Below are 25,244 nucleotides of genomic sequence, written 5' to 3' on the forward strand. Positions count from 1 at the left end.
GACCGGAAGGAACGCCATGCGCATCATCGTCACGGGCGGCAACGGCAAGCTCGGCCGGGCCGTCGTCACGCACCTCAAGGACTCGGGCCACGAGGTCTTCGTCTTCGACCGGGTCGCGGAGCGCGAGCCGGGCTACTTCCCCGTCGACCTCACCGACTACGGCCAGGTCGTCGACGCGTTCCACGGCATCGAGGAGCACCACAGCGGCGTCGACGCGCTCGTCCACCTCGCCGCGATCCCGGCGCCCGGCATCGTGCCCGACGTCGCGACCTTCGACAACAACGTGCCGTCGACGTACCACGTGCTCCAGGCGGCGCGACGGGTGGGGATCAAGAAGATCGTCACCGCGTCGAGCGAGACCGTGCTCGGCCTGCCCTTCGACGTGCCGCCGCCCTACGTGCCGGTCGACGAGGAGTACGACGCCCGACCGGAGAGCACCTACTCCCTCGGCAAGCACCTCGAGGAGCAGCTCGAGATCCAGCTCTGCCGGTGGGACCCCCAGCTGTCGATCACCGCGATGCGCTTCTCGAACGTGATGGAGCCGGGCGACTACGCCCAGTTCCCGTCGTTCCAGTCGGATCCCACCCTGCGCAAGTGGAACCTCTGGGGCTACATCGACGCCCGCGACGCCGCCGACGCCGTGCAGAAGGCGCTCGAGACGCGCGGCCCCGGCTTCGAGCGGGTCATCATCGCGAACGCCGACACGGTGATGGAGCGCGACAGCGCCGAGCTGCTCGACGCGGTGTTCCCGGACGTGCCCCGCAAGCGCGAGGTGTCGGGCCGCGAGACGCTGCTCTCGATCGACAAGGCGCGACGCCTGCTCGGCTGGGAGCCGCAGCACTCCTGGCGCGACGAGGCCTGAGCTCCTCGGCCCGCGGCGCCCCGCCCATCCGTATGCCGTCGGGACATCTGCAGGCGCTCGAGCGGCTCCAGGCGTCCCGACGGCACACGTGCGCCCGACAGGGGCTGGGAGTAGCGTCCCGCCACCCCTGACGTGGATGGAGGCCGCCGTGCCCGAGAAGCAACCCGACCTGCCGAGCACCATCGAGCGCTCGGACGAGCACGCGCAGGCGCTGTTCCGCGAGACCCTGAAGTCGGCGGCGGGCACCTACGGCGGCGACGGCGAGCGCGCCCGCCGCACCGCGTTCGCGTCGCTGAAGCACGAGTACGAGAAGGTCGGCGACCACTGGGAGCGCAAGGCCGAGAACGGGCCGTCCGACGCGGGCGCCGCGCAGGGCGGACCCGGTCGCCACGACACGAAGGGCGGCGTCGACGCGAACGCGTCGAAGGCGCACCTGCTCGAGGTGGCGAGGAGGCTCGACGTCAGGGGTCGCTCGAGCATGACGAAGGACGAGCTCGTCGACGCGATCCAGAAGGCGAACGCGACGGCCACGCGCAAGGCGCGGGAGGACTAGCGGCGCGCTACGGCGTCGCGGTCGGGCGGGCGACCGACGGCAGGCGCACGTCCGTCGTGTCCCACCGGACGCCGGCAGCGGCGCAGCCCGTCACCGCGCCGCGGCCGGCGGGGGCCCCGAGGAAGGCCATCGTGGCGCCCGGGCGCGCGCGCAGGCCTCCGCTCGCGTCGCGGAGCGCGAGCCCTGCGTCGGCGGTCCAGCCGGCCGGCAGCACGAGCAGCCGCGGCCCCTGCGCCGTCGCGACGGAGTAGCACACGCGGTCGCCGCGGCGCTCGGCCGAGAGCCGTCCCTGCACGACCCCGACGGTCTGCACCTCGCCGCCGATGCGCGGATCGGTCGGCACCGCATAGCCCCCGCGCGCGTTGCCCTGCGGCACGAGCGCGACGAGCACGAGCACCACGACGAGGGCGCCGAGCGCGACGAGCAGGCGCCGACGGCGGCGGGCGCGCAGCCGGCGCGCGATCGTCGAATCGAGCCCGCTCATACGGGCGTCCACGCTAGCCGGAGGCGCGAGCGACGCCGCCCCGAGCGGCTACGGTTGCGCTCCGGGGCGCGGACGCCGCGCGCCGGGAAGCGAGGAGCGCGTGCGGATCCACGAGGTGCGGACGGCCGGACCCGAGGGGCTCCCCCTCGACGAGCAGCTCGCCGGCCGCATCGCGGCGGTCGCGACCGACGTGGTGCCGGTGGCGCCCGAGGTCGCCGAGATGGTCGCGAACCGCCTCATCGACGACGCGGCGGTGGCCGCCGCCTCGCTCACCCGCTCCCCCGTCACCGTCGCCCGCGACCAGGCGCTCGCGCATCCGGCCGGCCCGGGCGGCGTGGTCTGGGGCACCCGCACGACGACCTCGCCCGAGTGGGCGGCGTGGGCGAACGGCACCGCGGTGCGCGAGCTGGACTTCCACGACACGTTCCTCGCCGCCGAGTACGCCCACCCGGGTGACACGATCCCGCCGCTGCTCGCGGTCGCGCAGCACGCCGGCGCCGACGGTGCCGCGCTCGTGGCCGGCATCACCACCGCCTACGAGGTGCAGATCGATCTCGCCCGCGGCATGAGCCTGCACGCGCACAAGATCGACCACGTCGCGCACCTCGCGCCCGCGGTCGCCGCCGGGCTCGGCACCGTGCTCGGGCTCGAGAAGGAGACGATCGCGCAGGCGATCGGGCAGGCGGTGCACACGACGACCGCCACCAGGCAGTCCCGCAAGGGCGTCATCTCGAGCTGGAAGGCCTTCGCCCCCGCCTTCGCCGGCAAGGCCGCGATCGAGGCGGTCGACCGCGCGATGCGCGGCGAGGGCAGCCCCGCGCCGATCTGGGAGGGCGAGGACGGCGTCATCGCGCAGCTGCTCGAGGGGCCGACCGCGGTGTACCGCATCCCGCTGCCCGAGCCGGGCGAGCCGAAGCGGGCGATCCTCGACTCGTACACGAAGGAGCACTCCGCCGAGTACCAGGCGCAGGCGTGGATCGACCTCGCGCGCCGGCTCGGCGCCGAGGAACCCGAGCTCCGGGATCCCGAGCGGGTGCGGCGCATCGTGCTGCACACGAGCCACCACACCCACGTGGTGATCGGCTCCGGCTCGAACGATCCGCAGAAGTACGACCCGACGGCGACCCGCGAGACGCTCGACCACTCGATCCCGTACATCTTCGCCGTCGCGCTGCAGGACGGCCGCTGGCACCACGTCGACTCGTACACGCCCGAGCGGGCCGGCCGGCCCGACACGGTCGCCCTGTGGCGCCGCATCGAGACCCGCGAGGACCCCGCGTGGACGGAGCGCTACCACGACCCCGACCCGATGCGGCGGGCGTTCGGCGGCCGCGCCGAGATCGAGCTCGCCGACGGCACGACGCGCACCGCCGAGATCGCCGTCGCCGACGCGCATCCCGCCGGCGCCCGCCCGTTCTCCCGCCCCGACTACACGCGCAAGTTCCGCACCCTCGCGGGCGAGGTGCTCGACCCCGGCGAGGCGGACCGCTTCCTCGCGCTCGCGGAGCGGCTGCCCGAGCTGTCGGCCGCCGAGGTGCGCGAGCTCACGTTCACCGCCGCCGGCCTCCCCGTCGGCAGGAAGGGACTCCTCTAGATGCTCGCCGCCCCGTCCTCCCCCGCCGACAAGCGCCGCCGCTTCCGCGAACGGCTCGCCTCCGGCGACCTGCTCGTGCTGCCCGGCGCCTTCAACCCGCTGTCCGCGATGCTCATCGAGCGGATGGGCTTCGACGGCGTCTACGTCTCGGGCGCCGTGCTCTCGGCCGACCTCGGCCTGCCCGACATCGGGCTCACCACCCTCACCGAGGTCGCGGGGCGCAGCGGCCAGATCGCCCGGGTCACCCAGCTGCCGTCCCTCGTCGACGCCGACACCGGCTTCGGCGAGCCGATGAACGTGGCACGCAGCGTGCAGATCCTCGAGGACGCCGGCGTCGCCGGCCTGCACCTCGAGGACCAGGTGAACCCGAAGCGCTGCGGGCACCTCGACGGCAAGCAGGTCGTCGACGAGGACACGGCGGTCAAGCGGATCCGCGCGGCCGCGCAGGCGAGGCGCGATCCGGACTTCCTGATCATGGCGCGCACCGACGTCCGCGGCACCGCGGACCTGCCTGCGACGCTCGACCGGGTCAAGGCGCTCGTCGACGCGGGCGCCGACGCGGTGTTCCCCGAGGCCCTCACGTCGCTCTCCGAGTTCGAGGCGGTGCGGAAGGCGATCGACGTGCCGATGCTCGCGAACATGACCGAGTTCGGCCGCAGCGACCTCTTCACGCACCAGCAGCTGCGGGACGTGGGCGTGAACCTCGTCATCCACCCGGTCTCGCTGCTCCGGCTCGCGATGGGTGCCGCCGAGCGCGGCCTCGCGACCCTCAAGGAGCAGGGCACCCTCGAGCCCCACGTGCCCGAGATGCAGACCCGCGCCCGGCTCTACGATCTGCTCGACTACGCGGGCACCGCCGCGTTCGACGAGGGCGTCTTCACGTTCGACCTCGCGAACAACCGCGGCTGAGCTTCAGGAGGACGTGCTGTGACCGACATCCGCAAGGGGCTCGTCGGCGTCGTCGTCGACACGACGGCGATCTCGAAGGTCAACCCCGACACGAACTCGCTCCTCTACCGCGGCTACCCGGTGCAGGAGCTCGCGGCGTCGTGCTCGATGGAGCAGGTCGCCTGGCTGCTCTGGCACGGCGAGCTGCCGAGCGACGACGAGCTGCAGGTGTTCGAGCGCGAGGAGCGCGCCCAGCGGGCCCTGCCCGACGCCGTGCGCCGGGTGATCGACGGGCTGCCGCTCGACGCGCACCCGATGGACGTGATCCGCACCGCCGTCAGCGCGATCGGCGCGACCGACCCCCGGGTGAACGACGCGAGCCCCGAGGGCAACCTCGCGAAGGCCGTCACGCTCTTCGCGGCGATCCCGGCGATGATCGCCTACGACCAGCGGCGCCGGCACGGCGACGACCTCGTGGCTCCCCGGGACGACCTCGACTGGTCGCGGAACTTCCTCTGGATGACCTTCGGCGAGGAGCCGGGCGACATCGAGGCCGACGTGTTCCGGATCTCGATGATCCTGTACGCCGAGCACTCCTTCAACGCCTCGACCTTCACCGCCCGGGTCGTCACCTCGACGCTCGCCGACCTGCACTCGGCGGTCGTCGCCGCGATCGGCGCGCTGAAGGGCCCGCTGCACGGCGGCGCGAACGAGGCCGTCATGGGCGTGCTCGACGAGATCGGCTCGCCCGACGGTGTGGACGAGTGGCTCGATCAGGCGCTCGCGAGCAAGCGGAAGATCATGGGCTTCGGGCACCGCGTCTACAAGCACGGCGACTCGCGCGTGCCGACCATGCGCACCGCGCTCGACTGGCTCATCGCGAAGCGCGAGGCGCACGGCCTCGCCGAGCTGCTCGACCGGCTCGAGGCCGGCATGCAGGAGCGCAAGGGCATCAAGCCGAACCTCGACTACCCGAGCGGGCCCGCCTACGCCCTGCTCGGCTTCGACACGTGGATGTTCACGCCGCTCTTCGTCGCCGCGCGCGTCGTCGGCTGGACCGCGCACATCCGGGAGCAGCTCGAGGCGAACGCGCTCATCCGGCCGCTGTCCGAGTACGTCGGGCACGACGAGCGGCACCTCGAGGGCGCGCCCGCGGGGCTGCCCTCGACTCGATGACCGACGCGGCGGGCGTCCCCCTGCCCGCCCGGAGCACTGCTGCTGCCGCCTCCTAGCGCGGCGCCTCCGTCGCGCCGAGCGTCTGGCTCTGGATCGCGGCGGTGAGCGCCTCGATCGGCTCGCGCGGCGCCGACGGGTTCGCGAGCAGCCGGAAGTCGACCTCGTCGAGCTCGGGCAGCGAGAAGCGGTTCGAGACCTTCGTGAGGTCCCCGGGGATGAGCGAGTGCGGGTGCACGGCGACGCCGAGCCCCGCGCGCACCGCGGAGATGAGCCCCGCCACGTCGCGGACCGTGCATGTGACGCGCCACCGGCGACCCTGCCGCTCGAGCGCGGTCATCGCCATCGTGCGGCTGAGGCTCGGCGCGCGGTAGGCGACGAGCGGCACCGGCGCGTCGGGCTGCACGGTCGTCGTCTCCTGCCCCACCCACACGAACCGGTCGCGGAGCACGAGCGTGCCCTCGGCGCCGTCCGGCTGCTCCTTCACGAACACGAGGTCGAGCTGGCCGCTGCTCAGGCGCCGCACGAGAGCCCCGCTCTGGCCCACCGTCAGCTCGAGCGTGATCTGCGGGTTCTGCCGCCGGAACGACCGGAGGATGCGCGGCAGCTGCGTCACCGCGAGGTCGTCGGCCGTGCCGAACCGCAGCCGCCCCTTCGTCGCGGGAGCCGCGAAGTACCGCTCCGCGGCCGCGTGCGCGGCGAGGATCTCGCGGGCGAAGCCGGCGAGCGACTCCCCCGCGTCGGTGAGCCGCACCTCGCGGGTGTCGCGGAGCACGAGGCTCCGGCCGACCGCGTCCTCGAGCCGCCGCACGTGCTGGCTCACGGTCGGCTGGCTGAGCCCGAGCCGCTGCGCCGCGCCGGTGAAGCTGCCGGCCTCGGTGAGCGCGAGGAACGTGCGGAGCAGCACCGGGTCGTACACGGCGGCCTCTCATTCGGAACGCCAATGGGAGTTATTCGTGTCATTGACCAGCGTAATGCTGGCCGCTCGTTACGTTTGTTCAGCCGACCGACATACGACACCAGACGAGACGATCCGTGACCTCCTCCGGCACCACCTGGCGCTCCAGCTTCTCCGCCCTCTCCGTCCGCAACTTCCGCATGTTCGCGGGCGCCAACGTGCTCGCGATGACCGCCACCTGGATGCAGCGCATCGCGCAGGACTGGCTCGTGCTCCAGCTGACCGGCAGCGTCGCGGCCGTGGGCGTCACCACCGCGATGCAGTTCGGGCCGATGCTCGTGCTCGGGCTCCACGGCGGCGTGATCGTCGACCGCTACTCGAAGCGGAAGCTGCTTATGATCACGCAGGGCAGCGCGGCGCTCCTCTCGGCGGTCCTCGCCGCGCTCACCCTCACGGGCACCGCGAGCGTGTGGGCCGTCTGGGCCACGGCGCTCGGCATCGGCGTCGTGACGGTCGTCGACAACCCGGCGCGGCAGGTGTTCGCGAACGAGCTCGTCGGGCCGAAGCACCTCCGCAACGCCATCACGATCAACTCCGGCGTGTTCCAGCTCGGCGGCCTGCTCGGCCCGGCCGTCAGCGGCGCGCTGATCGCCGTCGTCGGCGGCGGCCCCGCGTTCCTGCTGAACGCCGCCGCCTGCGCGTTCACGGTGTTCATGCTCACGCGGCTCGACGTGTCGGCCCTGCACCCGATCGCGCCGGCGCCCCGCAAGCGCGGGCAGCTCGCCGAGGGCGTCCGCTACGCCGCCGCGCGGCCCGCGATCCGCTGGCCGATCGTGCTGGTGGCGTTCCTCGCCGTGTTCACCCTGACGACGCCCGTGCTGCTCGCCGCCTACGCGAAGCAGGTGTTCGACCAGGGCGCCGCCGGCTACGGCCTCTTCAACTCGCTGATCGCGGGGGGCGCGCTCGTCGGCGCGATCCTCACCACCCGCCGCTCCGTCATCCGCCTCCGCACCGTGATCGTCTGCGGGGGCGTCTGGGCGGCCCTGCAGGCGGTCGCCGCGCTCATGCCGAGCGAGGTCGCCTTCGGCGTCGCGCTCGTCGGCGTCGGCGTCTCGAACCAGTTCTTCTTCATGGCCGCGAACCCGCTCATCCAGACGACGAGCGCCGCAGCCGTGCGCGGCCGCGTCATGGCGGTCTGGATCCTCGTGCTGCTCGGCGGCCAGGGCGTCGGGGGCCCCGTGATGGGCTGGATCGTCGACCTGATCGGCCCGCGCGGCGGCATGATCCTCTCCGGCGCCGTCCCCGCCCTCGCGGCGGTCGTCATCGGGATCGTCATCGCGCGGCAGGGCCACCTCCGTCTCGCGGTGCACTGGCGCGAGCCCCTGCACCCGGTCGCGATCCGGCACGTGCCCGTCGCTCCCGCGCCCGTCGCCACGGCACGCCGCATCGCCTAGCGTCTCCGGCATGCGCCAGCCGTTGCTGCACGACGCGGAGGTCTCCCTCGCCGCGCCGGCCCAGATCTGGTGCCGCCCCGACGGCACCCTCAGCGCTCCGATCGACGGGTTGTGGATCTCGGACGTCCGGATCCTCTCGCGCGTCGACATCGCTGCCGCGGGGAGCCCGATCGAGCACATCAGCACGGCCAGGATCAGCACGGCCCGCACGCGGTTCACCGCTCTGCTCCCCGGTCTCGACGATCCGTCGCCCGATCCGCACGTGCTGCTGCACCGCGACCGCACGGTCACGGTCGAGGGGCTCATCGAGACCCTCGTCGCCTCGAACGCCCGCGACGACGCCCTCGAGCTCTCGCTCACGCTCGACCTCGGGTCGGACCTCCTCGAGATGCCCGCCGTGCGGCGCGGTGAGCGGGGCGCACCGCTCCCGATCGAGGTCGCGGGCGCGACCGCCCGCTGGGGGGACGCGAGCGTCACCGCCTTCCTCACCGTCGACGACGGTCTCGAGGTGTCGCCCACCGAGCAGGGCGTCGCCCTCACCTGGCGCGCACACGTGCCGGCGCACGGCAGCGCGACCGCGTCGTGGACGGTCCGCGTCGATGACGCCGCCGGCGTGGTCCGGGCGCCGCGGCGGCGCGTGCCGCTGACCGCCCCGCCCACCGGCCGCAGCGCACTCGACGCCTGGCTGCGTGTCGCGCTCGACGACCTCGAGGCGCTCGAGCTCGCGCTGCCCGACGCCCCGGACGACGTCTTCCTCGCCGCGGGGGGCCCCTGGTTCCTCACGCTGTTCGGTCGGGACTCCATCTGGGCGGCCCGCATGCTGCTGACGATCGACGTGCGCATCGCCGCCGGCACGCTCAAGGTCCTCGCGCGGCTGCAGGGCACGACCACCGATCGCACCACCGGCGAGCGTCCCGGCGGCATCCTGCACGAGCTCCGGCGCGGTGAGACGGCGCTCTCCGAGGGGCTCACGCTCCCACCGCGGTACTACGGCACGATCGACGCGACCCCGCTCTGGATCCTCCTGCTGCACGACGCCTGGCGGGCGGGCCTCCCCGACGACGAGGTGCGCGGCCTGCTGCCGGCGCTCCGCTCCGCTCTCGGCTGGCTCCGCGCCGCGGTGCCGCAGGACGGGTTCCTGGCCTACCACGACGAGAGCGGCCACGGCCTCGCGAACCAGGGCTGGAAGGACTCCGGCGACAGCGTGCGCTGGCGCGACGGCCGGCTCGCGCAGGGGCCGATCTCGCTCTGCGAGGTCCAGGGCTACGCCCACGAGGCCGCCCTCGCCGCCGCCGCGCTGCTCATCGCGTTCGGCGACCCCGATGAGGCGGCGCCCTGGGCCGCCTGGGCGGCGCAGCTGAAGGCACGCTTCCGCGACGCGTTCTGGGTGCAGGACGGCGAGGGCGGGTATCCCGCCATCGCGCTCGACGCCGACGGCCGGGCCGTCGACTCGCTGACGAGCAACATCGGCCATCTGCTCGGCACCGGCCTGCTCGACGCCGCCGACGAGGCCCGTGTGGCGAGCCTCCTGGTCGATCCCCGCCTCGACAGCGGCTACGGGCTCCGCACCATGGCGGACGACTCCGGCGGCTTCTGGCCCCTCAGCTACCACTGCGGCAGCGTCTGGGCGCACGACACCGCGATCGCCGTGCACGGCCTCATCCGCGCGGGGTTCCCCGCCGAGGCCCGCCGACTCGCCGAGGGCCTCGTCGCCGCGGCCGAGGGGTTCGGGTGGCGGATGCCCGAGCTCTTCTCAGGCGCTGCGGACGGAGCGCCGGTCCCGTACCCGGCGGCCTGCCACCCGCAGGCCTGGTCCGCCGCCGCGGCCGTGGAGGTGCGAGCAGCGCTCGCTCCCGGCACGGATCCGGTCGCCAGCCCGACCTGAGGCTCCCGAGGGCTGGTCGCAGAACGCGACAGGGGTCAGGCGACCGGCCTGCCGAGCCCCTCGACGACCTCGACGCCGGGCAGCGCCGCCAGCACCGCCCCCGGCACGAGCAGCTTCGAGCCGCGGATCCCGGACCCGACGAGCACGAGGGCCTGCGGCACGACGTCGGCGTCGAGGAGGATCGGCCATCCCGCGGGCAGGCCGATCGGCGTGATGCCGCCGTACTCCATGCCGCTCCGCGCGACGGCGTCGTCCTGCGGCAGGAACGACGCCTTGCGCACGTCGAGGCGGCGCTTCACGACGCCGTTCACATCCGCCCGCTTCGTCGACGGGACGAGGCAGGCGGCCACCCGCTCGTCGCCCTCGCGGCGCCCCGCGACCACGACGCAGTTCACGAGCGCCGCCGGATCGAGCGCGTAGCGCTGCTGCGTCGCGGCGGTCTCGGAGATCGCCGGATCGATCGGGAGGACGCCGATCCGCTCGCCGAGGTCGTGCGCCGCGACGAAGGCCGCGACCGGGGCGCCGAGGAGGTCCGGCCGCTCCCGCGCGGGCACGGCCTCGATCGACCCGAGCCGGAAGGCAGTCATCAGATGACCCAGTGGTGCACCGAGGCGTCCTGCGGCGAGCGCGGCCGAGCGACGGCCGGCACGCCGAGCAGCAACGAGTGCGGCGGGGCGTCGTGCACGACGACGGCGCCCGCGCCGACGACGCTGTCCGCGCCGACGGTGATCGGACCGAGCAGCTTCGCGCCCGCACCGACCAGCACCCGGTCGCCGACCGTGGGGTGGCGCTTCACGTGCCGCCAGGTCGTGCCGCCGAGGGTCACACCGTGGTACAGCGTCACGTCGTCGCCGATCTCGGCGGTCTCGCCGACGACGACGCCGGAGCCGTGGTCGATGAACAGCCGACGACCGATCGTCGCGCCTGGGTGGATCTCGACGCCCGTGAGGAACCGGGTGAGCTGCGAGAGCAGCCGCGCGGCGAAGCGGTGGCCGGCGCGGTGCATGCGGTTCGCGACGCGGTACGACCAGACGGCGTGCAGGCCCGGGTAGAGCAGGGCGACCTCGAGGCGCGTCCGGGCCGCGGGATCGCGCACGAGCGCGACCGCGAGGTCCTCCCGCACCCCGATGAACGGCGGCCTGGTCACACGTCCAGGTCCTGGAACAGCACCGTCGAGAGGTACCGCTCGCCGTAGCTCGCGAGCACGACGACGATCGTCCTCCCCGCGTGCTCGGGCCGCTGCGCCACCTGGACGGCCGCGTACGCGGTCGCGCCGGAGGAGATGCCGGCGAGGATGCCCTCCTCGCGGGCGAGGCGCCGCGCCATCGCGACCGACTGGTCGATGTCGACGTCGACGACCTCGTCGTAGACGGTGCGGTCGAGCACGTCGGGCACGAAGTTCGCACCGAGACCCTGGATCTTGTGCGGGCCGGGCGCGCCGCCGTTCAGGATCGGCGACTCCTTCGGCTCCACCGCGATCACCTGCAGGCCGGGCTTCTGCTCCTTGAGGTACCGGCCGGCGCCCGTGATCGTGCCGCCGGTGCCGACCCCGGTGACGAACACGTCGACGGCGCCGTCGGTGTCCTCCCAGATCTCGGGCCCGGTGGTGGCGTGGTGGATCGCGGGGTTCGCCTCGTTCTCGAACTGCCGGGCGAGCACCGCACCGGGCCGCTCGGCGGCGATCTGCTCCGCCCGCGAGACGGCGCCCTTCATGCCCTCGCTCGCGGGCGTGAGCACGAGCTCGGCCCCGTAGGCCCGCAGCAGCTTGCGGCGCTCGATCGACATCGACTCCGGCATCGTGAGCACGACCGTGTAGCCCCGGGCCGCGCCGACCATCGCGAGGGCGATACCGGTGTTGCCGCTCGTGCCCTCGACGATCGTGCCGCCGGGCCGCAGCTGCCCGGACCGCTCCGCGGCGTCGACGACCGCGATGCCGAGCCGGTCCTTCACGCTCGACGACGGGTTGTAGAACTCGAGCTTCGCGAGCACCGTCGCGCCCGCGCCGTCCGTCACCCGGTTCAGGCGCACGAGCGGGGTCCGGCCGAAGGCCTCGGTGATCGACGAGTAGGTGCGTGCCATGAGCGTGCTGATCCTCCATGAGCCGCGGGTCGCCTGCGTCGGCGCCAGCCTAGGGCGGGAGAGCCCCCGCCCGCTGACCGCGCCTGCGAGGACGGTAAGAAGCACGGTCGCGACGCGGCGGCCCACCGGGCCGCGCGTACCCTCGGGAGCCACGGAAAGGGGTCCCGATGTCCTCCCGTCTGCTCCGCTGGCTGCCCGCGGTGATCGCGCCCGCGGTCGTCGTCGGCGCGGTCGCCGTCCCGCTCGCCGCCACCGCCTCGGCAGACCTGCCTCCGAAGCCGGCCGACGAGGTGCTCGCGCTCGTCGCGAAGGCGAGGGCCATCCCGGGCTTCACCGGCGAGGTGCAGCAGACCAGCTACCTCGGCCTGCCGTCGCTGCCGACCTCCGGCGCCGGCAGCGACTCCTCCACCGCGCAGACGCTGAACCTGCTGACCGGCACGCACACCGCTCGCGTGGCGGTGGCGGGCACGAGCCGCAGCCGCATCGCGATCCTCGACACCACCGCGGAGCGCGACGTCGTGCGGAACGGCTCGACGGTGTGGCTGTGGGACTCGAGGAGGAACAGCGCCACCGAGGTCACCGGCTCCGGGGCCTCGGCCCAGCAGCAGGAGTCCACGACGATGTCGCCGGCCGAGGCCGCCGACGCCCTGCTCGCGAAGGTCGGACCGAGCACCGACGTCTCCGTCGACACGACGACCTCGGTCGCCGGGCACGCGGCGTACACGCTCGTGCTCACGCCCGAGTCGGCCGACACCACCGTCGGCTCCATCCGGATCGCGGTCGACGGGACGACCGGTCTGCAGCTGCGCGTGCAGGCGTTCGCGAAGGGAGCGGGCAGCCCGGCGTTCGAGTCGGCCTTCACGTCGCTCACGTACACGGTGCCCGACGCGGCGACGTTCGAGTTCACCCCGCCGGCCGGCGCGACCGTCGAGCGCCACACGGTGAGCCCGAGCACGCACGAGCAGCACCGGTCGCTCCCCACGGCCGATCGCCCCACCGTCACCGGCTCCGGCTGGGACGCGGTCGTGACGATCCCCGCGGCCGACGTGCCCGCGACGCTGTCGGGCAACGCGACGTTCCAGCGCCTCACGACGCCGACGGCCGCCGGCCGGGTGCTCGCGACCTCGCTCGTGAACGTGCTGCGCACCGACGACGGCCGGGTGCTCGCGGGCGCCGTGCCGATCAGCCGCCTCGTCGCGGTCGCGGCCGCGCACTGAGCGGCCGGCGCTCGGCACCCGCGGACCCCGCGCCGGACGTGGACGCCTCGGCGCTCGCGGTCGAGACGCACGGCCTCACGAAGCGCTTCGGGCGGCGCACCGCCGTCGACGCGGTCGACCTCGCGGTGCCCTGCGGCAGCGTCTTCGGCTTCCTCGGCCCGAACGGATCCGGCAAGACGACGACGATCCGCATGCTGCTCGGCCTCATCACCGCCTCGAGCGGGGACGCGGCGGTGCTCGGCCGCCGCATGCCCGACGAGCAGGGTGCGGTGCTCCCCCGCGTCGGCGCGCTGGTCGAGGGCCCGGGCTTCGCCCCCTACCTCTCGGGCGCGCAGAACCTCGCACGGCTCGACGCGGCGGACGCGCGCGCCGACGGGCGCTCGCGCCGCCGGCGGATCGCGGACGCGCTCGACCGGGTCGGCCTCGCCGCCGCGGCCGACCGGAAGGTGAAGGCCTACTCGCTCGGCATGAAGCAGCGGCTCGGCCTCGCGAACGCGCTGCTGCGCCCGCGCGACCTGCTCGTGCTCGACGAGCCCACGAACGGCCTCGACCCGCAGGGCACCCGCGAGGTGCGCTCGCTCGTCCGCGCGCTCGCCTCCGACGGCACGACCGTGTTCGTCTCGAGCCACCTGCTCGCGGAGATCGAGCAGATCTGCACCCACGCCGGGATCATGCGCGCCGGGCGGCTCGTCGCGCAGGGCTCGCTCGAGGCGCTCCGCGGCGGCGGCACCGTCGCGACGGTCACGACGCCCGACGTGGCGGCCGCGCACGAGGTGCTCGTCCGGTTCGGCGGGACGCCGCAGCAGGCGCCGAGCGGGACCGCGGCCGTCGCGGCGCTCCCCGACGGCGTCGCGCCCGAGGCGCTCGTCGACGCCCTCGTCACGGCCGCGGTGCGGGTCCGGGGCTTCACCGTCGCGGGCGCGAGCCTCGAGGAGCGCTTCGTCGAGCTGACCGGGGAGGGCTTCGATGTCGAGTCCTGAGCGCCCCGCCGTCGCCGCCTCGCGCGCGCCGCGCCCGGCGGTCGGCGCGCTCGTGCTGTCCGAGGTGGCCGTGGTGTTCCGGCGCCGCCGCACCTGGGCCATGCTGCTCGCGCTCGCCGCGATCCCCGTGCTCGTCGCGATCGCCGTCCGGGTGTCGAGCGCGCGCAGCGGGGGCAACGGTCCCGCGCTCATCGGCGCGATCGCGGGCAACGGCCTCTTCGTCGGCGTCGCGTCGCTCGTGCTCGCGATCCCGTTGTTCCTGCCGCTCACGATCGGGGTCGTCGCAGGCGACACGATCGCCGGCGAGGCGGCGCAGGGCACCCTGCGCTACCTGCTCGTCGTCCCCGCCGGCCGGGTCCGCCTGCTCGTCGTGAAGCTGATCGGTGCGGCGGTCTTCTGCCTCGCGGCGCCCTTCGCGATCGTCCTCGCGGGCACGGTCGTCGGCGCGCTGCTGTTCCCCGTCGGGCCCGTCACCCTGCTCTCCGGCGATCAGGTGCCCGTGGCGGAGGGCCTCGGCCGCCTCGCCCTGATCGGCCTCTACACCGCGGTGTCGATGCTCGGGCTCACCGCGGTCGGGCTCTTCGTCTCGACCGTCACCGACGTGCCGGTCGGTGCGATGGCGACCACCGTCGTGCTCGCGGTCACGTCGGAGGTGCTCGACCAGCTGCCGCAGCTCGCCTGGCTGCACCCCTGGCTGCTCTCCGACCCGTGGCTCGGCTTCATCGACCTGCTGCGCCAGCCGCCGATCTGGTCGAGCTTCGGCACCGACGTGCTCGTGCAGCTCGGCTACGTGGTCGTCTTCGGCGCGCTCGCCTACGGCCGGTTCACCACCCGCGACGTGCTCGCATGAGGCTCCCCCGCGCCGCGAAGTAGGTTGGACGGCGGGCCTCAGCCGCGGGCTCCGACTGCGACGAGGACGTGAGGGGACGCCGGTGCGCATCATCAGCTACAACCTTCGGGAGCACACCGCGCGGGGCGAGCTGGAGGGGCTCGCCGAGCGCTACGACGCCGATCTGCTCTGCCTGCAGGAGTGCGACAGCAGCGACATGCCGCAGACGCTCAAGCACCTCTCCCTCATCGACCAGACGAAGACGAACCGGCTCGGGCTCGCGATGTACTGCCGCAGCGACCGCTTCGAGCTGCACCGCTCGAAGCTCTTCGCGCTGCGCAAGTCGCTGCACGACCGCGTCATGGCGCCCGCCCACGAGCGGCTGCTCGCCGCGCACCTCACCGACACCGCGACCGGGCAGGACGTGCTCGTCGGCGACTTCCACGCCGCCCCGCTCACCGCCTCGAACTCGCTCCGCCGCAAGCAGATCGCGGCCGCGCACGAGGGCATGCGCACCCTCGCCGACGGCGTGCCCGCCGTGATGGTCGGCGACTTCAACTACCCGTGGTTCGTGCGCGGGCTCGAGCGGCACCTCAGCTCCGCCGGCTACCAGCTCACGCGCACGAACGCGCCCACGTACGTGAAGTACCGGTACTTCAGCGGCTACTTCGACTTCGTCACGTCGACCGGGTTCGCCATCGACAGCATCGACGTGCTGCCGCAGGGCGCCTCCGACCACCTGCCGATCAGCCTCGAGGCGCGCATCGCCGCCTGAGCGCTCGGGCGCCGCTCAGCGCTGCTCGAGCGACTGCTGCTGGGGGTAGACCGTCTCGCCGCGCTCGAGCATCGCGACGAACTGCGCGATGCGCCGGGCCCGGGTCTCCGGGCGCTTCGCGGCGCCCACCCGGTAGAGGACCGCGTACCGGTTCTGCCGGTTGAGCCGCGCGAAGGCGGCCGTCGCGCGCGGCGACGCCGCGATCGCGGCGGCGAGGTCGTCCGGCACCTCCGCCGTCGAGGACGACGCGTAGGCGCGCTCCCAGCGGCCGTCGGCCTTGGCCCGCTCGACCTCGCGGAGGCCCGCCTCCCGCATCCGGCCCTCCGCGGCGAGCCGTTCGGCGATGCCGGTGTTGCGCTGGGACCAGACGCTCCGCGGACCGCGCGGGGTGAACACCTGCGTGTAGAAGCGCTCGTCGAGGCGGCCCACCTGCGAGTCGATCCAGCCGAAGCAGAGCGCGTGCTCGAGCGCCTCGTCGTAGGTGGGGCTCGACCCGCCCCCGCCCTTCTTCGCGAGCGCGAGCCGCACGCCCGGCGAGGTGGTGGCGTGCTCCTCGAGCCACCGCTCCCAGGCGTCGGCGTCGGGGACGAACAGCACCTCGCGCTCCGGCATCACCCCTCCGCCACGATCCTGCCCGCCCGTCCGACGCGCTCCAAGGAGGGAAGCCTGAGCGTCGGCAGAGTCTCCGTTGGATCGTTCTGACCCGTTTCCCGGGAAGAGGTTCTACGTTCCCTCCCGGTGCTCGGCGACGTCGCCGAGCGGATAAGGAGCGGAAGCGACGATGACGGCGACGGACGCGAGACCAACCGGAGCGATCCGCAGTCTCATCCCGGCCCGGATGGACCGGCTGCCCTGGACGAGGTTCCACTGGACCGTGGTGCTCGGCCTCGGGGTGTCCTGGATCCTCGACGGCCTCGAGATCCAGATGGTCTCGGCGAACGGGTTCGCGCAGCAGCTGCACATGAACTCGGTCGAGATCGGCCTGACCGGCACGATCTACCTCATCGGCCAGGTGGTCGGCGCGCTCGTGTTCGGGCGGCTCTCCGACCGTCTCGGGCGGCGACGGTTCTTCATCCTGACCCTGGCGATCTACCTCGTGGGATCCGGCATCGCGGGCCTCGCCTTCGCGCCGTGGTTCCTCTGGATCTTCCGCTTCGTGGCGGGCATGGGCATCGGCGGCGAGTACACGGCCATCAACTCGGCGATCGACGAGATCATCCCGTCGCACTACCGCGGCCGCGTCGACATCGCGATCAACGGCACCTACTGGGGCGGTGCGGCCCTCGGCGCCGCGGCGAACCTGTTCCTGCTCACGCCGCAGCTGAACGACCAGGGCTGGGGCTGGCGCATCGGCTTCTTCATCGGCCCGGTGCTCGGTCTCGTGATCATCTACCTGCGGCGGCACATCCCCGAGAGCCCCCGCTGGCAGCTGACGCACGGCCAGCAGGAGGAGGCCGAGGCGAACGTCGAGCGCATCGAGCGCGAGGTCGAGCAGGAGTCGGGGCGGCCGCTCGAGAAGCTGCCCGACTCGAAGGCCATCGAGGTCGTGCCGAGCGAACGGATCCCGTTCAGCCAGGTCGCGCACGTGTTCCTGCGCCGCTACCCGCGGCGCACGTTCGTCGGCCTCGTGATGATGATCACGCAGTCGTTCCTCTACAACGCGATCTTCTTCAGCTACGCCCTCGTGCTGCAGAAGTTCTTCCACATCCCGCAGGCGGCGATCGGGCTCTACTTCTTCCCGTTCGCGATCGGCAACCTGGCCGGCCCGCTCGTGCTCGGCCCGCTCTTCGACACGCTCGGCCGCCGCAAGATGATCTTCGGCACCTACGTGATCGCCGGTCTCGTGCTCGCCCTGTCGGGGGCGCTGTTCGCGGCGGGCGCGCTCGATGCCGTGACGCAGACGATCCTCTGGTGCGTGTCGTTCTTCTTCGCCTCCGCGGGCGCCTCGTCGGCGTACCTCACGGTGAGCGAGACCTTCCCGCTGCAGGTGCGGGGCCAGGCGATCTCGTACTTCTTCTCCATCGGCCAGCTCGTCGGCGCGTTCGCTCCGACGATCTTCGGCGCGCTCGTCGGCAACGGCTCCGCGCGCGGCCCGCTCGCGGTGGGCGACTACCTCGGCGCCGGGATGATGATCGTCGGCGGCATCGTGGCCCTGATCTTCGGCGTGAGCGCCGAGCGCAAGGGCCTCGAGGACATCAGCGACATCAACTTCATGGCGAACACGCGATGAGCGACGAGACGAGGACCCACGACACGGCACGCTCCGGCGGCACGGTCGTCGTGGGCGTCAGCCCCACGAGCGGCTCCCCCACCGCCCTGCACTGGGCGGCCGACGAGGCGCGACGCCGCGGCGCCCAGCTCGTCGCCCTGTCGGCCTGGCGCGAGCCGCGGCCACCGATCGCGCCCGGGGGCCGCCCGCCCGGGGTCGGCTTCGACGCCGACGCGGTGGTCGCCGAGGCGAAGGACCGCCTCGCCGACCAGGTGCGCGCGGCGCTCGGCGACTCGTCGGGGATCCGGTCCGAGGTCGTCCACGGCAGCACGTTCCGCGTGCTCCTGCAGGCGTCCGAGACCGCCGACCTGCTCGTGCTCGACGCCCCGTCGCGGCTCGACCTCGCCGAGGGCCCGAACCTCGCCCGACGCCTGATCTACGCGGCCGAGTGCCCCGTGGTGATCATGCCGCCGAAGACGCTCGAGTAGCGCTCCCCACCACTACCGCGTGTAGGTACTTCGGCCTCGTGTAGGTGCAGAACGCAGGTTCGCACCTACACGAGGACGGATGACCTACACGCGGTACCGGCATCGAGCACCGGTCGCAGCTCGAGTCGTCGTCCTTCCGCAGGAGGTCCGGCTCGGGCTGCGGCTTTCAGGCGCCGCGCGCGGACGACGGGCCCTCGAGCACCCCGAGCAGCCGGTGCACAGCGCCGGCCGAGCCGACGGTGCCGAGCAGGCCCGGGCCCCCCGGGTGCACGAAGACGAGCCGCAGCAGGTCCTCGATCTGCGTCGCGGTGCCCGGTCGCTCGCGCAGCCAGGCGCACCAGACGTCGGCCGCCCAGTCGCGCGTGGCCTTCGCGTGCCCCGTCTCGCTCCTCCGCTTGACGCCCGCTTCGAGCACGTCGGCGACCGTGGTCCAGCTCGCGACCGTCACCGGCTCGAACGTGGGCCAGTCGGCGGCCGGGTGCCCCATCCGCTGATGGATCGCGCGCACCTCGTCGCCCGAGAAGCCCTGCTCGAGCGCGAGCCAGAGTCCCGCGAGCGAGTAGACGAGGCGGATCGGCTTCGCCGCGTCGCCGCCGTGCTGGGCGCCGTAGGCGTCGACGCTCATCTGGTGGTACCGGAGCATCACGGGGTGCTGGAACTCGAAGCCGATCACCTCGTGGAAGGCGGCCGTGCACTCGCTCGAGGCGTTGCCCTCGGGCTGCGGCGGGTGCTCCATGCCGGGCAGCGCGGCGCCGCATCCCGGGCAGACCACCGTGGCGCGCACGGCTCAAGCCTGCCATCCGGCCGCTGGGCGCTTCTGCAACCCCCGCCCCGGGAGGGCGCGGTCAGGCCCGCTCGGAGTCGGCCAGCGCCTGCTCGAGCCGGTCGAGCTTGCCGGTGAGCTCGCCCGTGCGGCCCGGTCGGATGTCGGCCTTCAGCACGAGCGACACGCGGGATCCGTACGCGCCGGCGGCCTCGGTGGCGCGCTTCACCACGTCGAAAACCTCGTCCCACTCCCCCTCGATCGTCGTGAACATCGAGTCGGTCTCGTTGGGCAGGCCGGACTCGCGCACGATGCGCACGGCCGCCGCGACCGCGTCGTGCACCGAGCCGTCCGTCCGTCCGGTTCCGCTCGGGCTCACCGAGAACGCCACCAGCATCGCCGCTCCTCCCACGTCCCCGATCGACCGGGCCGCCTGTCCACCCGTCCAGCTGTCCACCGCCCTCGGAGGACGCTACCGGCGCCGCGCCGCCCGGACATGGGAAGCCCTCGACAGCCCGGGCGCGCGGCGGCAGCATGCGGGGCATGGCTTTCGCCGATCGGCGGGACGCCGGACGCCGGCTCGCGCCGCTCCTGCTCGCGGAGACCGGCACCGCGACGATCGTGCTGGGACTCCCGCGAGGCGGCGTGCTGGTCGCCGCGGAGGTCGCCGCCGCGCTGCAGGCGCCGCTCGACGTGCTCGTCGCCGCGAAGCTGCGGACGCCGGAGCGCCCGGAGCTCGCGCTCGGCGCGGTCGCCGAGGACGGCGGGCTGCTGCTCGACGCGCCGCTCATCCGCCGCCTCGGCGTTCCGGTCGAGGCGGTCGGGGACGCCGAGCGAACCGCCCGCGAGGAGGTCGCCCGCCGCGTTGCGCGCTACCGGCCCGCGCGGCCGCGGCTCGACCTCGCCGGCCGCACGACGATCGTGATCGACGACGGGATCGCCACCGGGTCGACCGCGCTCGTCGCCTGCCGCGCCGCACGGTCCGCGGGCGCGGCCCGTGTCGTCATCGCCGTCCCGGTCGCGCCGCCCGGCTGGTCGCGCGCCTTCGCCGCAGCCGCCGACGAGGCCGTCGCCGCGCTGATCCCCGCCGGCCTCCGCGCCGTCGGCGACGCGTACGAGGACTTCCGTCAGACGACGGACGAGGAGGTGCTCGCCGCGCTCGCGGGTCCGGAGGCCCGACGAGCGCCTGCGTAGGCCGGTCGTCCCTGGCCAAGCGTCCGAGGGCTCTGCGAGGGTGGGGTCCTCGATCCCCCGGCCCGAAGGAGCGCCATGACCGTCCGACTGAACCCCTACCTCGGCTTCCGCGGCGAGGCCCGCGCGGCGATGGAGTTCTACCGCGGGGTGTTCGGCGGCGAGCTCACGGTGAGCACGTTCGGCGACTTCGGCGCGGCCCAGGACCCGGCCGAGACCGACCAGGTGATGCACGCGCAGCTGCTCGGCGAGCACGGGGTCGTGCTCATGGGCAGCGACACCCCGCAGCGCATGTCGTACAACCCCGGCGACACGACGTCCGTCTCGCTCTCGGGCGACGAGGAGGCGACGCTGCAGCGCTGGTGGGACGCCCTGAGCGACGGCGCGACCGTGCTCCAGCCGCTCACCAAGGCCCAGTGGGGCGACAGCTTCGGCATGCTGCGCGACCGGTTCGGCACCACCTGGCTCGTGAACATCAGCGGCGCGCCGGCCTGAACCGCGGCCGTCGCGCAGGCGGCGTCAGCGGCGCTGCATCGCCCGGATCGCGAGGGCGGTGACGAGCCCGAACACGAGGTGCGGCACGACGTCGGCCGCCCAATCCGTGCGCGACCACGTCCGCGGATCCGAGATCCCCTCCGCCGCGAGCGGCACGTCGGCGGAGGCCATCGCCGCAGCGCCGATCAGGGGCGCGGAGATCAGCAGCGGCAGCCGGATGCCGAGCGCCCGCACGGCACCGGCGGCCGCGCCGACCGCGACGCCCACGAGCGGGCCCGAGAGTCCGCCGAGGCCTGAGATCCGGTTCTCGCGCTGCTCCCCCGCGCCCGGGATCGCGACGTCGAGGTCGCTCGCGACCTTCTGCACGAGCTGCTCCGGCGTGCTGCTCGAGGGCCTCGCCCGCACCGTCATGTCGGCGTAGGTGACGATGTTCAGCGCGGTGGCGCCCGCAGCGCCGGCGAGTGCGCCCGTCCACAGTCCGTTCAAGAGCCTCGGCATCGTGCCTCCAGGTCGTCCGGCCGCCCCGTGCGGCGCGACGACCATTGCAGCGCGGCGGCCTGCGGACGCCATGGGAGGCGGTGGGGCACCCCCGCGGCGGAACCGGTGCTCAGGGTCTGCCGAGCCGGGCGGGGGACGCTCGAGCTCCCACCAGGAGGAGGACCGCATGAGCGACCCACGGAACGACGCGGACGCCCTGTCGCGCGCCGAGGACCTGCCGGACGGCGCGCAGACCGACACGACCGGCCCGCAGGACCCGGGCGAGGACACCGACGCAGGCGGCGGCCCCGCCCGGCCCCGCTCGTGACCCGGCCGGCCGACGTCTCCCGCAGCGTGCTGACCGAGGTGCTGCCGCCGGTGCTCACGACCGCCGGGCTCGTCTCGGGCTACGGCGTGGCGGTCGCGACGAGGAACCGCCCGCTCGGCGGCGCGGTGCTCGCCGCCTTCGGTGCCGCGACGTTCGGGGTGGTGAACCGGGGGGCCGGTCCCATCGCGGCCTCCGCCGTGACCGTCTCGTACCTGCTCGCCTTCGGCGGCTCGCATCCGCTGTCGAAACGGCTCGGGCCGTGGCCGTCGGTGCTCGCCGTGACCGGCATCAGCGCCGCGATCGCGGCGGCGGTGCCGGCGCTCGTCGCACCGCGACGCTGACCTCCGCGGGGCCCACGTACCAGTCGTTCCCGCGGCGCACGAACCGGCTGCGCTCGGCGAGCAGCGCCGCCCCGTCCGCGTCCCGGTAGGCGGCGCGGAACTCGACGACGCCCGCGTCGTCGTCCGGGCCGCCGGCCCAGGTGTCGACGACGCGGAGCCCGCGCCAGACGACTCCGGGCTCGAGCTCGAGCGATGCCGGGCGGGTGGCGGGATCCCAGGTGCGCAGCAGGTGCGCGGTGCGGCCGAGCGCGAACGCGGTGTACCGCGACCGCATGAGGCGTTCCGCCGTCGGCGCCGGTGCGCCGTCGAGGAGCGGACCGCAGCACGCGGCGAACGGCTCGCGGCTGCCGCAGGGGCAGCGGTCGGTCTCGGTCATACGGATCCTTCCCGGCCGGGGATGCCGCGGCCCGCGTCGAGCAGCGCCCACACGACTGCGACGACGGCGAGCGCGAGGACGAGCAGCGCGAGACCGGCCCAGCCGGACGCGAGGAACGCCCCGCCCGCGGCCCAGCCGATCAGGCTCGATCCCGCGTAGTAGGCGACGTTGTAGAGCGAGGACGCCTGCGCCCGCCCCGTGGTCGCGCGGGCGCCGACCCAGCCGGCGGCCACCGCGTGCGCGCCGAAGAACCCGGCGGTGAGCAGCACGAGGCCGCAGACGACGAGCGGGAGCACGGGCGGCAGCGTGAGCAGCACGCCGAGCGCGAGCACCGCGGTCGAGGCGACGAGCACCGGGCGCCGGCCGACGGTCGCCGCCGCGGCTCCCGCCACGGGCGATGACACGGTGCCGGCGAGGTAGGCGAGGAACAGCAGCGCGGTCAGCCCCGGGCGCACGGAGAACGGCGGCTGCTCGAGCCGGAAGCCGAGGTAGTTGTAGACCGCGACGAAACCGCCCATGAGCAGGAAGGCCTGCGCGTAGAGCACGACGAGCCGTGGCGCGAGCAGATGCCGCAGCGCTGGCCGCGCGGCGGACGCGTGGACGCCGCGTCCGCGCGGTACCGGCGCGAGCAGCGCGAAACCCGCGACGGCGAGCGCCGAGGCGATGCCGACGACGAGCAGGCCGGCGCGCCAGCCCGCCACGTCGGCGACGGGTGCGGCGACGATGCGCCCGAAGAGGCCGCCGAGGGTGGTGCCCGAGACGTAGGTGCCGGCGGCGACCGCCGCGGCCGACCGCGTCACCTCCTCGGTCAGGTAAGTGACGGCGGTGGCGGGCACGCCCCCGAGCGCGAGCCCCTCGACGAGCCGCACCCCGAGCAGGGTCGGCAGGTCAGAGCAGAACGGAGCGGCGAGCCCGGCGACGGTGGCGCCGGCGAGCGACGCGAGCAGCACGCGCCGCCGGCCGAAGCGGTCCGCGGCGACGGACCACGGCAGCGCGGCGACCGCGAGCCCGAGCGTCGCCGCCGAGAGGGTGAGCGCCGCGGAGGCGGCGTCGACGTGCAGCCCGGACGCGACGAGCGGCAGCACGCCCTGCGGCGCGTAGAGCTGCGCGAAGGTCGCGACCCCGGCGAGGAGCAGCGCGACCACGAGCCGGCGGTACTCCCGCGACCCGCGGCGGTGGCCCGGCTCGACCGCGGGCCGCGCGGTGGCGCCGGTCACGGGACGGGGTCGCCGCTTCGCCGCGCGACGACGGCGAGGAGGGGGTCGCCGCGGTGCCGGCCGCCCTCCTCGAGCCCGGCCGGCGTCCGGCGCTGCGCGACCGGCTCGTCGAAGCCGCCCGCGAGGCGGACGTAGTCCTGCACGACGCGCACGTGGCCTGCGTCGTCGGTGGCAAGCCAGCCCGCGATCGCCTTCGTGGGGAAGCACCGGTTCGAGAAGGTCACGGCGAGCGGGGCGCCCGGTCTCAGCACGCGGGCGGCCTCGGCGAGCACCGCGACCGGGCGCACGAGGTAGTCGATCGAGACGCAGCAGACGACGCCGTCGAACGACGCGTCGGGGAAGGGCAGCGACGGGTCGGCGTTCAGGTCCTGCACGACGCGCTCCGTCGCGGCGGCGTTCGCCTCGAGCTCGGCGGCGTTCATCCCGAGCACGACGAGCTCCGCGGGAGCCGTCCGGAAGTGGGAGATCCACGACGACATGAGGTCGAGCACCCGGGTCGGCGCCGGGGCCGCGCCGTCGATGCCGAGCTCGGCGTACAGGTCGCCGACGGCGGCGATCGCGTCGTCGTCGATGTGCGTCACGAGCCGCAGGGACCGGTAGAAGCGGGCGTCGTCGGACGGGTCGTCGCGGTCGAAGAACCAGGCGGGGAACGGGTCCTGCTGCACGGCTCGGAGCCTGCCGCGCTCCCCTGGGCGGTGCCCCCGCGCGGGGCTCCGGCGCTCCGGCAGAATCGCCCCCTGTGAGCAGCTCCGCCGGGTCGACCTTCCCCCGCCAGCGCGGCCCCCGCCGCGGCACCTACTCGATCGTCGCGCGGGACGCCGCGACCGGCGCCCTCGGCGTCGCCGTCCAGTCCCACTGGTTCTCCGTCGGCTCGGTCGTCCCCGCCGCGTCCGCCGGCGTCGGGGCGATCGCGACCCAGGCGTTCCCCGACGTGCAGCACAAGCCGAAGGCCCTCGCCCTGCTGCGCGAGGGCCGCGCCGCCGACGAGGTGCTCGCCGCGCTGCTGCAGGAGGACGACGCCGCACCGCACCGGCAGCTCGCGATCATCGACCCGTCGGGACGGGCCGCCGGGCACACGGGACGGTCCTGCATCCGCGAGGCCGGGCACGTGGTCGGCGACGGCTACGTCTGCCAGGCGAACATGATGCGCGGGCCGGAGGTCTGGCCCGCGATGGCGGCGGCGTACGAGGCCACCCTCGGGCAGGGCTTGACCGCGGCACTGCTCGCGGCGCTCGACGCGGCCGAGCTCGCCGGCGGGGACCTGCGCGGACGGCAGTCGGCCGCGATGCTGATCGTGCCCGCCGAGGGCACCGACGCCGACCGGATCGTCGACGTCCGCGTCGACGACTCCCCCGAGCCGCTCGCTGAGCTGCGCCGGCTCGTCGCGCTGAACGACGCGTACGTGCTCGCCGACGAGGGTGACGCCCTGCTCGCGCACGAGGACATGGCCGGGGCCGCGCAGCGCTACATCGGTGCGTACGAGGCGGCGCCGGACAAGGTCGAGCTCGTCTTCTGGGCCGCGCTCGGCCTCATGAGCGCGGGGCTCGCGGACCGCGGCCTCGTGCTGCTCCGCGACGTGATCGAGCAGGACGAGCGGTGGCTCGAGCTGCTGCGGCGGCTCGACCCGGCGTCCGTGCCCGCGCAGCCGGAGGCGCTGCGACTGCTCGGGCGCTGAACGCCGGCGTCCT

The 25,244-nt window shown here is 74.2% G+C and carries 30 protein-coding genes; 18 read left to right on the forward strand and 12 right to left on the reverse strand.

Features of this window, described 5'->3' with window-relative positions; genetic code table 11:
- Positions 1-16: 16 nt before the first annotated feature.
- Together QDR37_RS12460 and QDR37_RS12465 are read left to right on the forward strand one after the other, a co-directional pair.
- On the forward strand, positions 17-862 hold the full coding sequence (locus tag QDR37_RS12460; protein ID WP_279714098.1) for an NAD(P)-dependent oxidoreductase: 846 nt from the start codon (positions 17-19) through the stop codon (positions 860-862).
- A gap of 148 nt (positions 863-1,010) precedes the next feature.
- Entirely contained in the window at positions 1,011-1,415 is a 405-nt protein-coding gene (locus tag QDR37_RS12465; RefSeq protein ID WP_279714099.1) for a ChaB family protein, read from the forward strand.
- A gap of 7 nt (positions 1,416-1,422) precedes the next feature.
- On the opposite strand, the gene QDR37_RS12470 is transcribed toward QDR37_RS12465, so the two are convergent.
- Positions 1,423-1,899 carry a hypothetical protein gene (locus tag QDR37_RS12470; protein WP_279714100.1) on the reverse strand — a complete coding sequence of 159 codons (477 nt, stop codon included), beginning with the start codon at positions 1,897-1,899 and terminating at the stop codon, positions 1,423-1,425.
- Positions 1,900-1,999: 100 nt separating this feature from the next.
- Between QDR37_RS12470 and QDR37_RS12475 the strand changes: the two genes are divergently transcribed.
- The 3 genes from QDR37_RS12475 to QDR37_RS12485 are packed head-to-tail and all read left to right on the forward strand — an operon-like array spanning position 2,000 to position 5,557.
- Positions 2,000-3,493: an MmgE/PrpD family protein gene (locus QDR37_RS12475; protein WP_279714101.1), complete on the forward strand. Its 1,494-nt coding sequence runs from the start codon at positions 2,000-2,002 to the stop codon at positions 3,491-3,493.
- Positions 3,494-4,402, forward strand: coding sequence for a methylisocitrate lyase (gene prpB / locus QDR37_RS12480; protein ID WP_279714102.1), 909 nt, complete (start codon positions 3,494-3,496; stop codon positions 4,400-4,402).
- 18 nt (positions 4,403-4,420) lie between these two features.
- Positions 4,421-5,557 carry a bifunctional 2-methylcitrate synthase/citrate synthase gene (locus tag QDR37_RS12485; protein ID WP_279714103.1) on the forward strand — a complete coding sequence of 379 codons (1,137 nt, stop codon included), beginning with the start codon at positions 4,421-4,423 and terminating at the stop codon, positions 5,555-5,557.
- A gap of 52 nt (positions 5,558-5,609) precedes the next feature.
- On the opposite strand, the gene QDR37_RS12490 is transcribed toward QDR37_RS12485, so the two are convergent.
- Positions 5,610-6,473, reverse strand: a complete 864-nt coding sequence (locus QDR37_RS12490) for a LysR substrate-binding domain-containing protein (RefSeq protein WP_279714104.1) — start codon at positions 6,471-6,473, stop codon at positions 5,610-5,612.
- A 116-nt stretch (positions 6,474-6,589) separates the two neighbouring features.
- Here QDR37_RS12490 and QDR37_RS12495 point away from each other — a divergent pair, with 116 nt between their 5' ends.
- The gene (locus tag QDR37_RS12495; RefSeq protein ID WP_279714105.1) at positions 6,590-7,906 is read left to right on the forward strand and encodes an MFS transporter; all 1,317 of its coding nucleotides are present in this window, start codon (positions 6,590-6,592) and stop codon (positions 7,904-7,906) included.
- A gap of 10 nt (positions 7,907-7,916) precedes the next feature.
- Positions 7,917-9,791 (forward strand): glycogen debranching N-terminal domain-containing protein, encoded by a 1,875-nt coding sequence (locus QDR37_RS12500; RefSeq protein WP_279714106.1) that lies wholly within the window; start codon positions 7,917-7,919, stop codon positions 9,789-9,791.
- 35 nt (positions 9,792-9,826) lie between these two features.
- On the opposite strand, the gene QDR37_RS12505 is transcribed toward QDR37_RS12500, so the two are convergent.
- The 3 genes from QDR37_RS12505 to cysK are packed head-to-tail and all read right to left on the reverse strand — an operon-like array spanning position 9,827 to position 11,870.
- Positions 9,827-10,378: a YbaK/EbsC family protein gene (locus QDR37_RS12505; RefSeq protein ID WP_279714107.1), complete on the reverse strand. Its 552-nt coding sequence runs from the start codon at positions 10,376-10,378 to the stop codon at positions 9,827-9,829.
- The gene (epsC, locus tag QDR37_RS12510; RefSeq protein WP_279714108.1) at positions 10,378-10,938 is read right to left on the reverse strand and encodes a serine O-acetyltransferase EpsC; all 561 of its coding nucleotides are present in this window, start codon (positions 10,936-10,938) and stop codon (positions 10,378-10,380) included. Before epsC ends, QDR37_RS12505 begins: the two co-directional genes overlap by 1 nt.
- Positions 10,935-11,870, reverse strand: coding sequence for a cysteine synthase A (gene cysK, locus QDR37_RS12515; RefSeq protein ID WP_279714109.1), 936 nt, complete (start codon positions 11,868-11,870; stop codon positions 10,935-10,937). The genes epsC and cysK overlap by 4 nt, the downstream gene beginning before the upstream one ends.
- Positions 11,871-12,037: 167 nt before the next feature.
- On the opposite strand from cysK, the gene QDR37_RS12520 reads away from it, so the two are divergent.
- The 4 genes from QDR37_RS12520 (at position 12,038) to QDR37_RS12535 (ending at position 15,671) form a co-directional block, all read left to right on the forward strand.
- Positions 12,038-13,087, forward strand: coding sequence for a hypothetical protein (locus tag QDR37_RS12520; RefSeq protein WP_279714110.1), 1,050 nt, complete (start codon positions 12,038-12,040; stop codon positions 13,085-13,087).
- A gap of 38 nt (positions 13,088-13,125) precedes the next feature.
- Entirely contained in the window at positions 13,126-14,067 is a 942-nt protein-coding gene (locus tag QDR37_RS12525; protein WP_279714111.1) for an ATP-binding cassette domain-containing protein, read from the forward strand.
- Positions 14,054-14,917 carry an ABC transporter permease gene (locus tag QDR37_RS12530; protein WP_279714112.1) on the forward strand — a complete coding sequence of 288 codons (864 nt, stop codon included), beginning with the start codon at positions 14,054-14,056 and terminating at the stop codon, positions 14,915-14,917. The genes QDR37_RS12525 and QDR37_RS12530 overlap by 14 nt, the downstream gene beginning before the upstream one ends.
- Positions 14,918-14,999: 82 nt before the next feature.
- Positions 15,000-15,671: an endonuclease/exonuclease/phosphatase family protein gene (locus QDR37_RS12535; RefSeq protein WP_279714113.1), complete on the forward strand. Its 672-nt coding sequence runs from the start codon at positions 15,000-15,002 to the stop codon at positions 15,669-15,671.
- 15 nt (positions 15,672-15,686) lie between these two features.
- Here QDR37_RS12535 and QDR37_RS12540 read toward each other — a convergent pair whose 3' ends face one another.
- On the reverse strand, positions 15,687-16,283 hold the full coding sequence (locus tag QDR37_RS12540; protein ID WP_279714114.1) for a YdeI/OmpD-associated family protein: 597 nt from the start codon (positions 16,281-16,283) through the stop codon (positions 15,687-15,689).
- Between the two features lie 169 nt (positions 16,284-16,452).
- Here QDR37_RS12540 and QDR37_RS12545 point away from each other — a divergent pair, with 169 nt between their 5' ends.
- Together QDR37_RS12545 and QDR37_RS12550 are read left to right on the forward strand one after the other, a co-directional pair.
- Entirely contained in the window at positions 16,453-17,901 is a 1,449-nt protein-coding gene (locus QDR37_RS12545; protein ID WP_279714115.1) for an MFS transporter, read from the forward strand.
- Positions 17,898-18,368 carry a universal stress protein gene (locus tag QDR37_RS12550; RefSeq protein ID WP_279714116.1) on the forward strand — a complete coding sequence of 157 codons (471 nt, stop codon included), beginning with the start codon at positions 17,898-17,900 and terminating at the stop codon, positions 18,366-18,368. Before QDR37_RS12545 ends, QDR37_RS12550 begins: the two co-directional genes overlap by 4 nt.
- 166 nt (positions 18,369-18,534) lie before the next feature.
- Here QDR37_RS12550 and QDR37_RS12555 read toward each other — a convergent pair whose 3' ends face one another.
- Both QDR37_RS12555 and QDR37_RS12560 read right to left on the reverse strand, forming a co-directional pair.
- On the reverse strand, positions 18,535-19,152 hold the full coding sequence (locus tag QDR37_RS12555) for a DUF5946 family protein (RefSeq protein ID WP_279714117.1): 618 nt from the start codon (positions 19,150-19,152) through the stop codon (positions 18,535-18,537).
- A gap of 61 nt (positions 19,153-19,213) precedes the next feature.
- Complete coding sequence (locus QDR37_RS12560) at positions 19,214-19,528, reverse strand: thiamine-binding protein (protein ID WP_279714118.1); 315 nt, start codon at positions 19,526-19,528, stop codon at positions 19,214-19,216.
- A 146-nt stretch (positions 19,529-19,674) separates the two neighbouring features.
- Here QDR37_RS12560 and QDR37_RS12565 point away from each other — a divergent pair, with 146 nt between their 5' ends.
- Both QDR37_RS12565 and QDR37_RS12570 read left to right on the forward strand, forming a co-directional pair.
- Positions 19,675-20,325, forward strand: a complete 651-nt coding sequence (locus QDR37_RS12565; RefSeq protein ID WP_279714119.1) for a phosphoribosyltransferase family protein — start codon at positions 19,675-19,677, stop codon at positions 20,323-20,325.
- A 75-nt stretch (positions 20,326-20,400) separates the two neighbouring features.
- Positions 20,401-20,817, forward strand: a complete 417-nt coding sequence (locus QDR37_RS12570; RefSeq protein ID WP_279714120.1) for a VOC family protein — start codon at positions 20,401-20,403, stop codon at positions 20,815-20,817.
- Between the two features lie 24 nt (positions 20,818-20,841).
- Here the strand turns inward: QDR37_RS12570 and QDR37_RS12575 are convergent, their stop codons facing one another.
- Entirely contained in the window at positions 20,842-21,315 is a 474-nt protein-coding gene (locus tag QDR37_RS12575) for a hypothetical protein (RefSeq protein ID WP_279714121.1), read from the reverse strand.
- 166 nt (positions 21,316-21,481) lie between these two features.
- Between QDR37_RS12575 and QDR37_RS12580 the strand changes: the two genes are divergently transcribed.
- Together QDR37_RS12580 and QDR37_RS12585 are read left to right on the forward strand one after the other, a co-directional pair.
- Positions 21,482-21,622 carry a hypothetical protein gene (locus QDR37_RS12580; RefSeq protein ID WP_279714122.1) on the forward strand — a complete coding sequence of 47 codons (141 nt, stop codon included), beginning with the start codon at positions 21,482-21,484 and terminating at the stop codon, positions 21,620-21,622.
- Positions 21,619-21,963, forward strand: coding sequence for a hypothetical protein (locus tag QDR37_RS12585; RefSeq protein WP_279714123.1), 345 nt, complete (start codon positions 21,619-21,621; stop codon positions 21,961-21,963). Before QDR37_RS12580 ends, QDR37_RS12585 begins: the two co-directional genes overlap by 4 nt.
- On the opposite strand, the gene QDR37_RS12590 is transcribed toward QDR37_RS12585, so the two are convergent.
- Genes QDR37_RS12590 through QDR37_RS12600 form a run of 3 tightly spaced genes read right to left on the reverse strand, consistent with a single transcriptional unit; the run spans position 21,911 to position 24,221 of the window.
- Positions 21,911-22,339 carry a YchJ family metal-binding protein gene (locus tag QDR37_RS12590; RefSeq protein WP_279714124.1) on the reverse strand — a complete coding sequence of 143 codons (429 nt, stop codon included), beginning with the start codon at positions 22,337-22,339 and terminating at the stop codon, positions 21,911-21,913. The two genes, QDR37_RS12585 and QDR37_RS12590, sit on opposite strands and share 53 nt — an antisense overlap.
- Complete coding sequence (locus tag QDR37_RS12595; RefSeq protein WP_279714125.1) at positions 22,336-23,556, reverse strand: MFS transporter; 1,221 nt, start codon at positions 23,554-23,556, stop codon at positions 22,336-22,338. Before QDR37_RS12595 ends, QDR37_RS12590 begins: the two co-directional genes overlap by 4 nt.
- Complete coding sequence (locus QDR37_RS12600; protein ID WP_279714127.1) at positions 23,553-24,221, reverse strand: methyltransferase domain-containing protein; 669 nt, start codon at positions 24,219-24,221, stop codon at positions 23,553-23,555. Before QDR37_RS12600 ends, QDR37_RS12595 begins: the two co-directional genes overlap by 4 nt.
- Positions 24,222-24,295: 74 nt before the next feature.
- Here QDR37_RS12600 and QDR37_RS12605 point away from each other — a divergent pair, with 74 nt between their 5' ends.
- Positions 24,296-25,231: a DUF1028 domain-containing protein gene (locus tag QDR37_RS12605; protein ID WP_279714128.1), complete on the forward strand. Its 936-nt coding sequence runs from the start codon at positions 24,296-24,298 to the stop codon at positions 25,229-25,231.
- Positions 25,232-25,244: the final 13 nt, after the last annotated feature.

Origin of the sequence: Amnibacterium sp. CER49, assembly GCF_029846255.1 — a bacterium.
Classification (GTDB): Bacteria; Actinomycetota; Actinomycetes; order Actinomycetales; family Microbacteriaceae; genus Amnibacterium.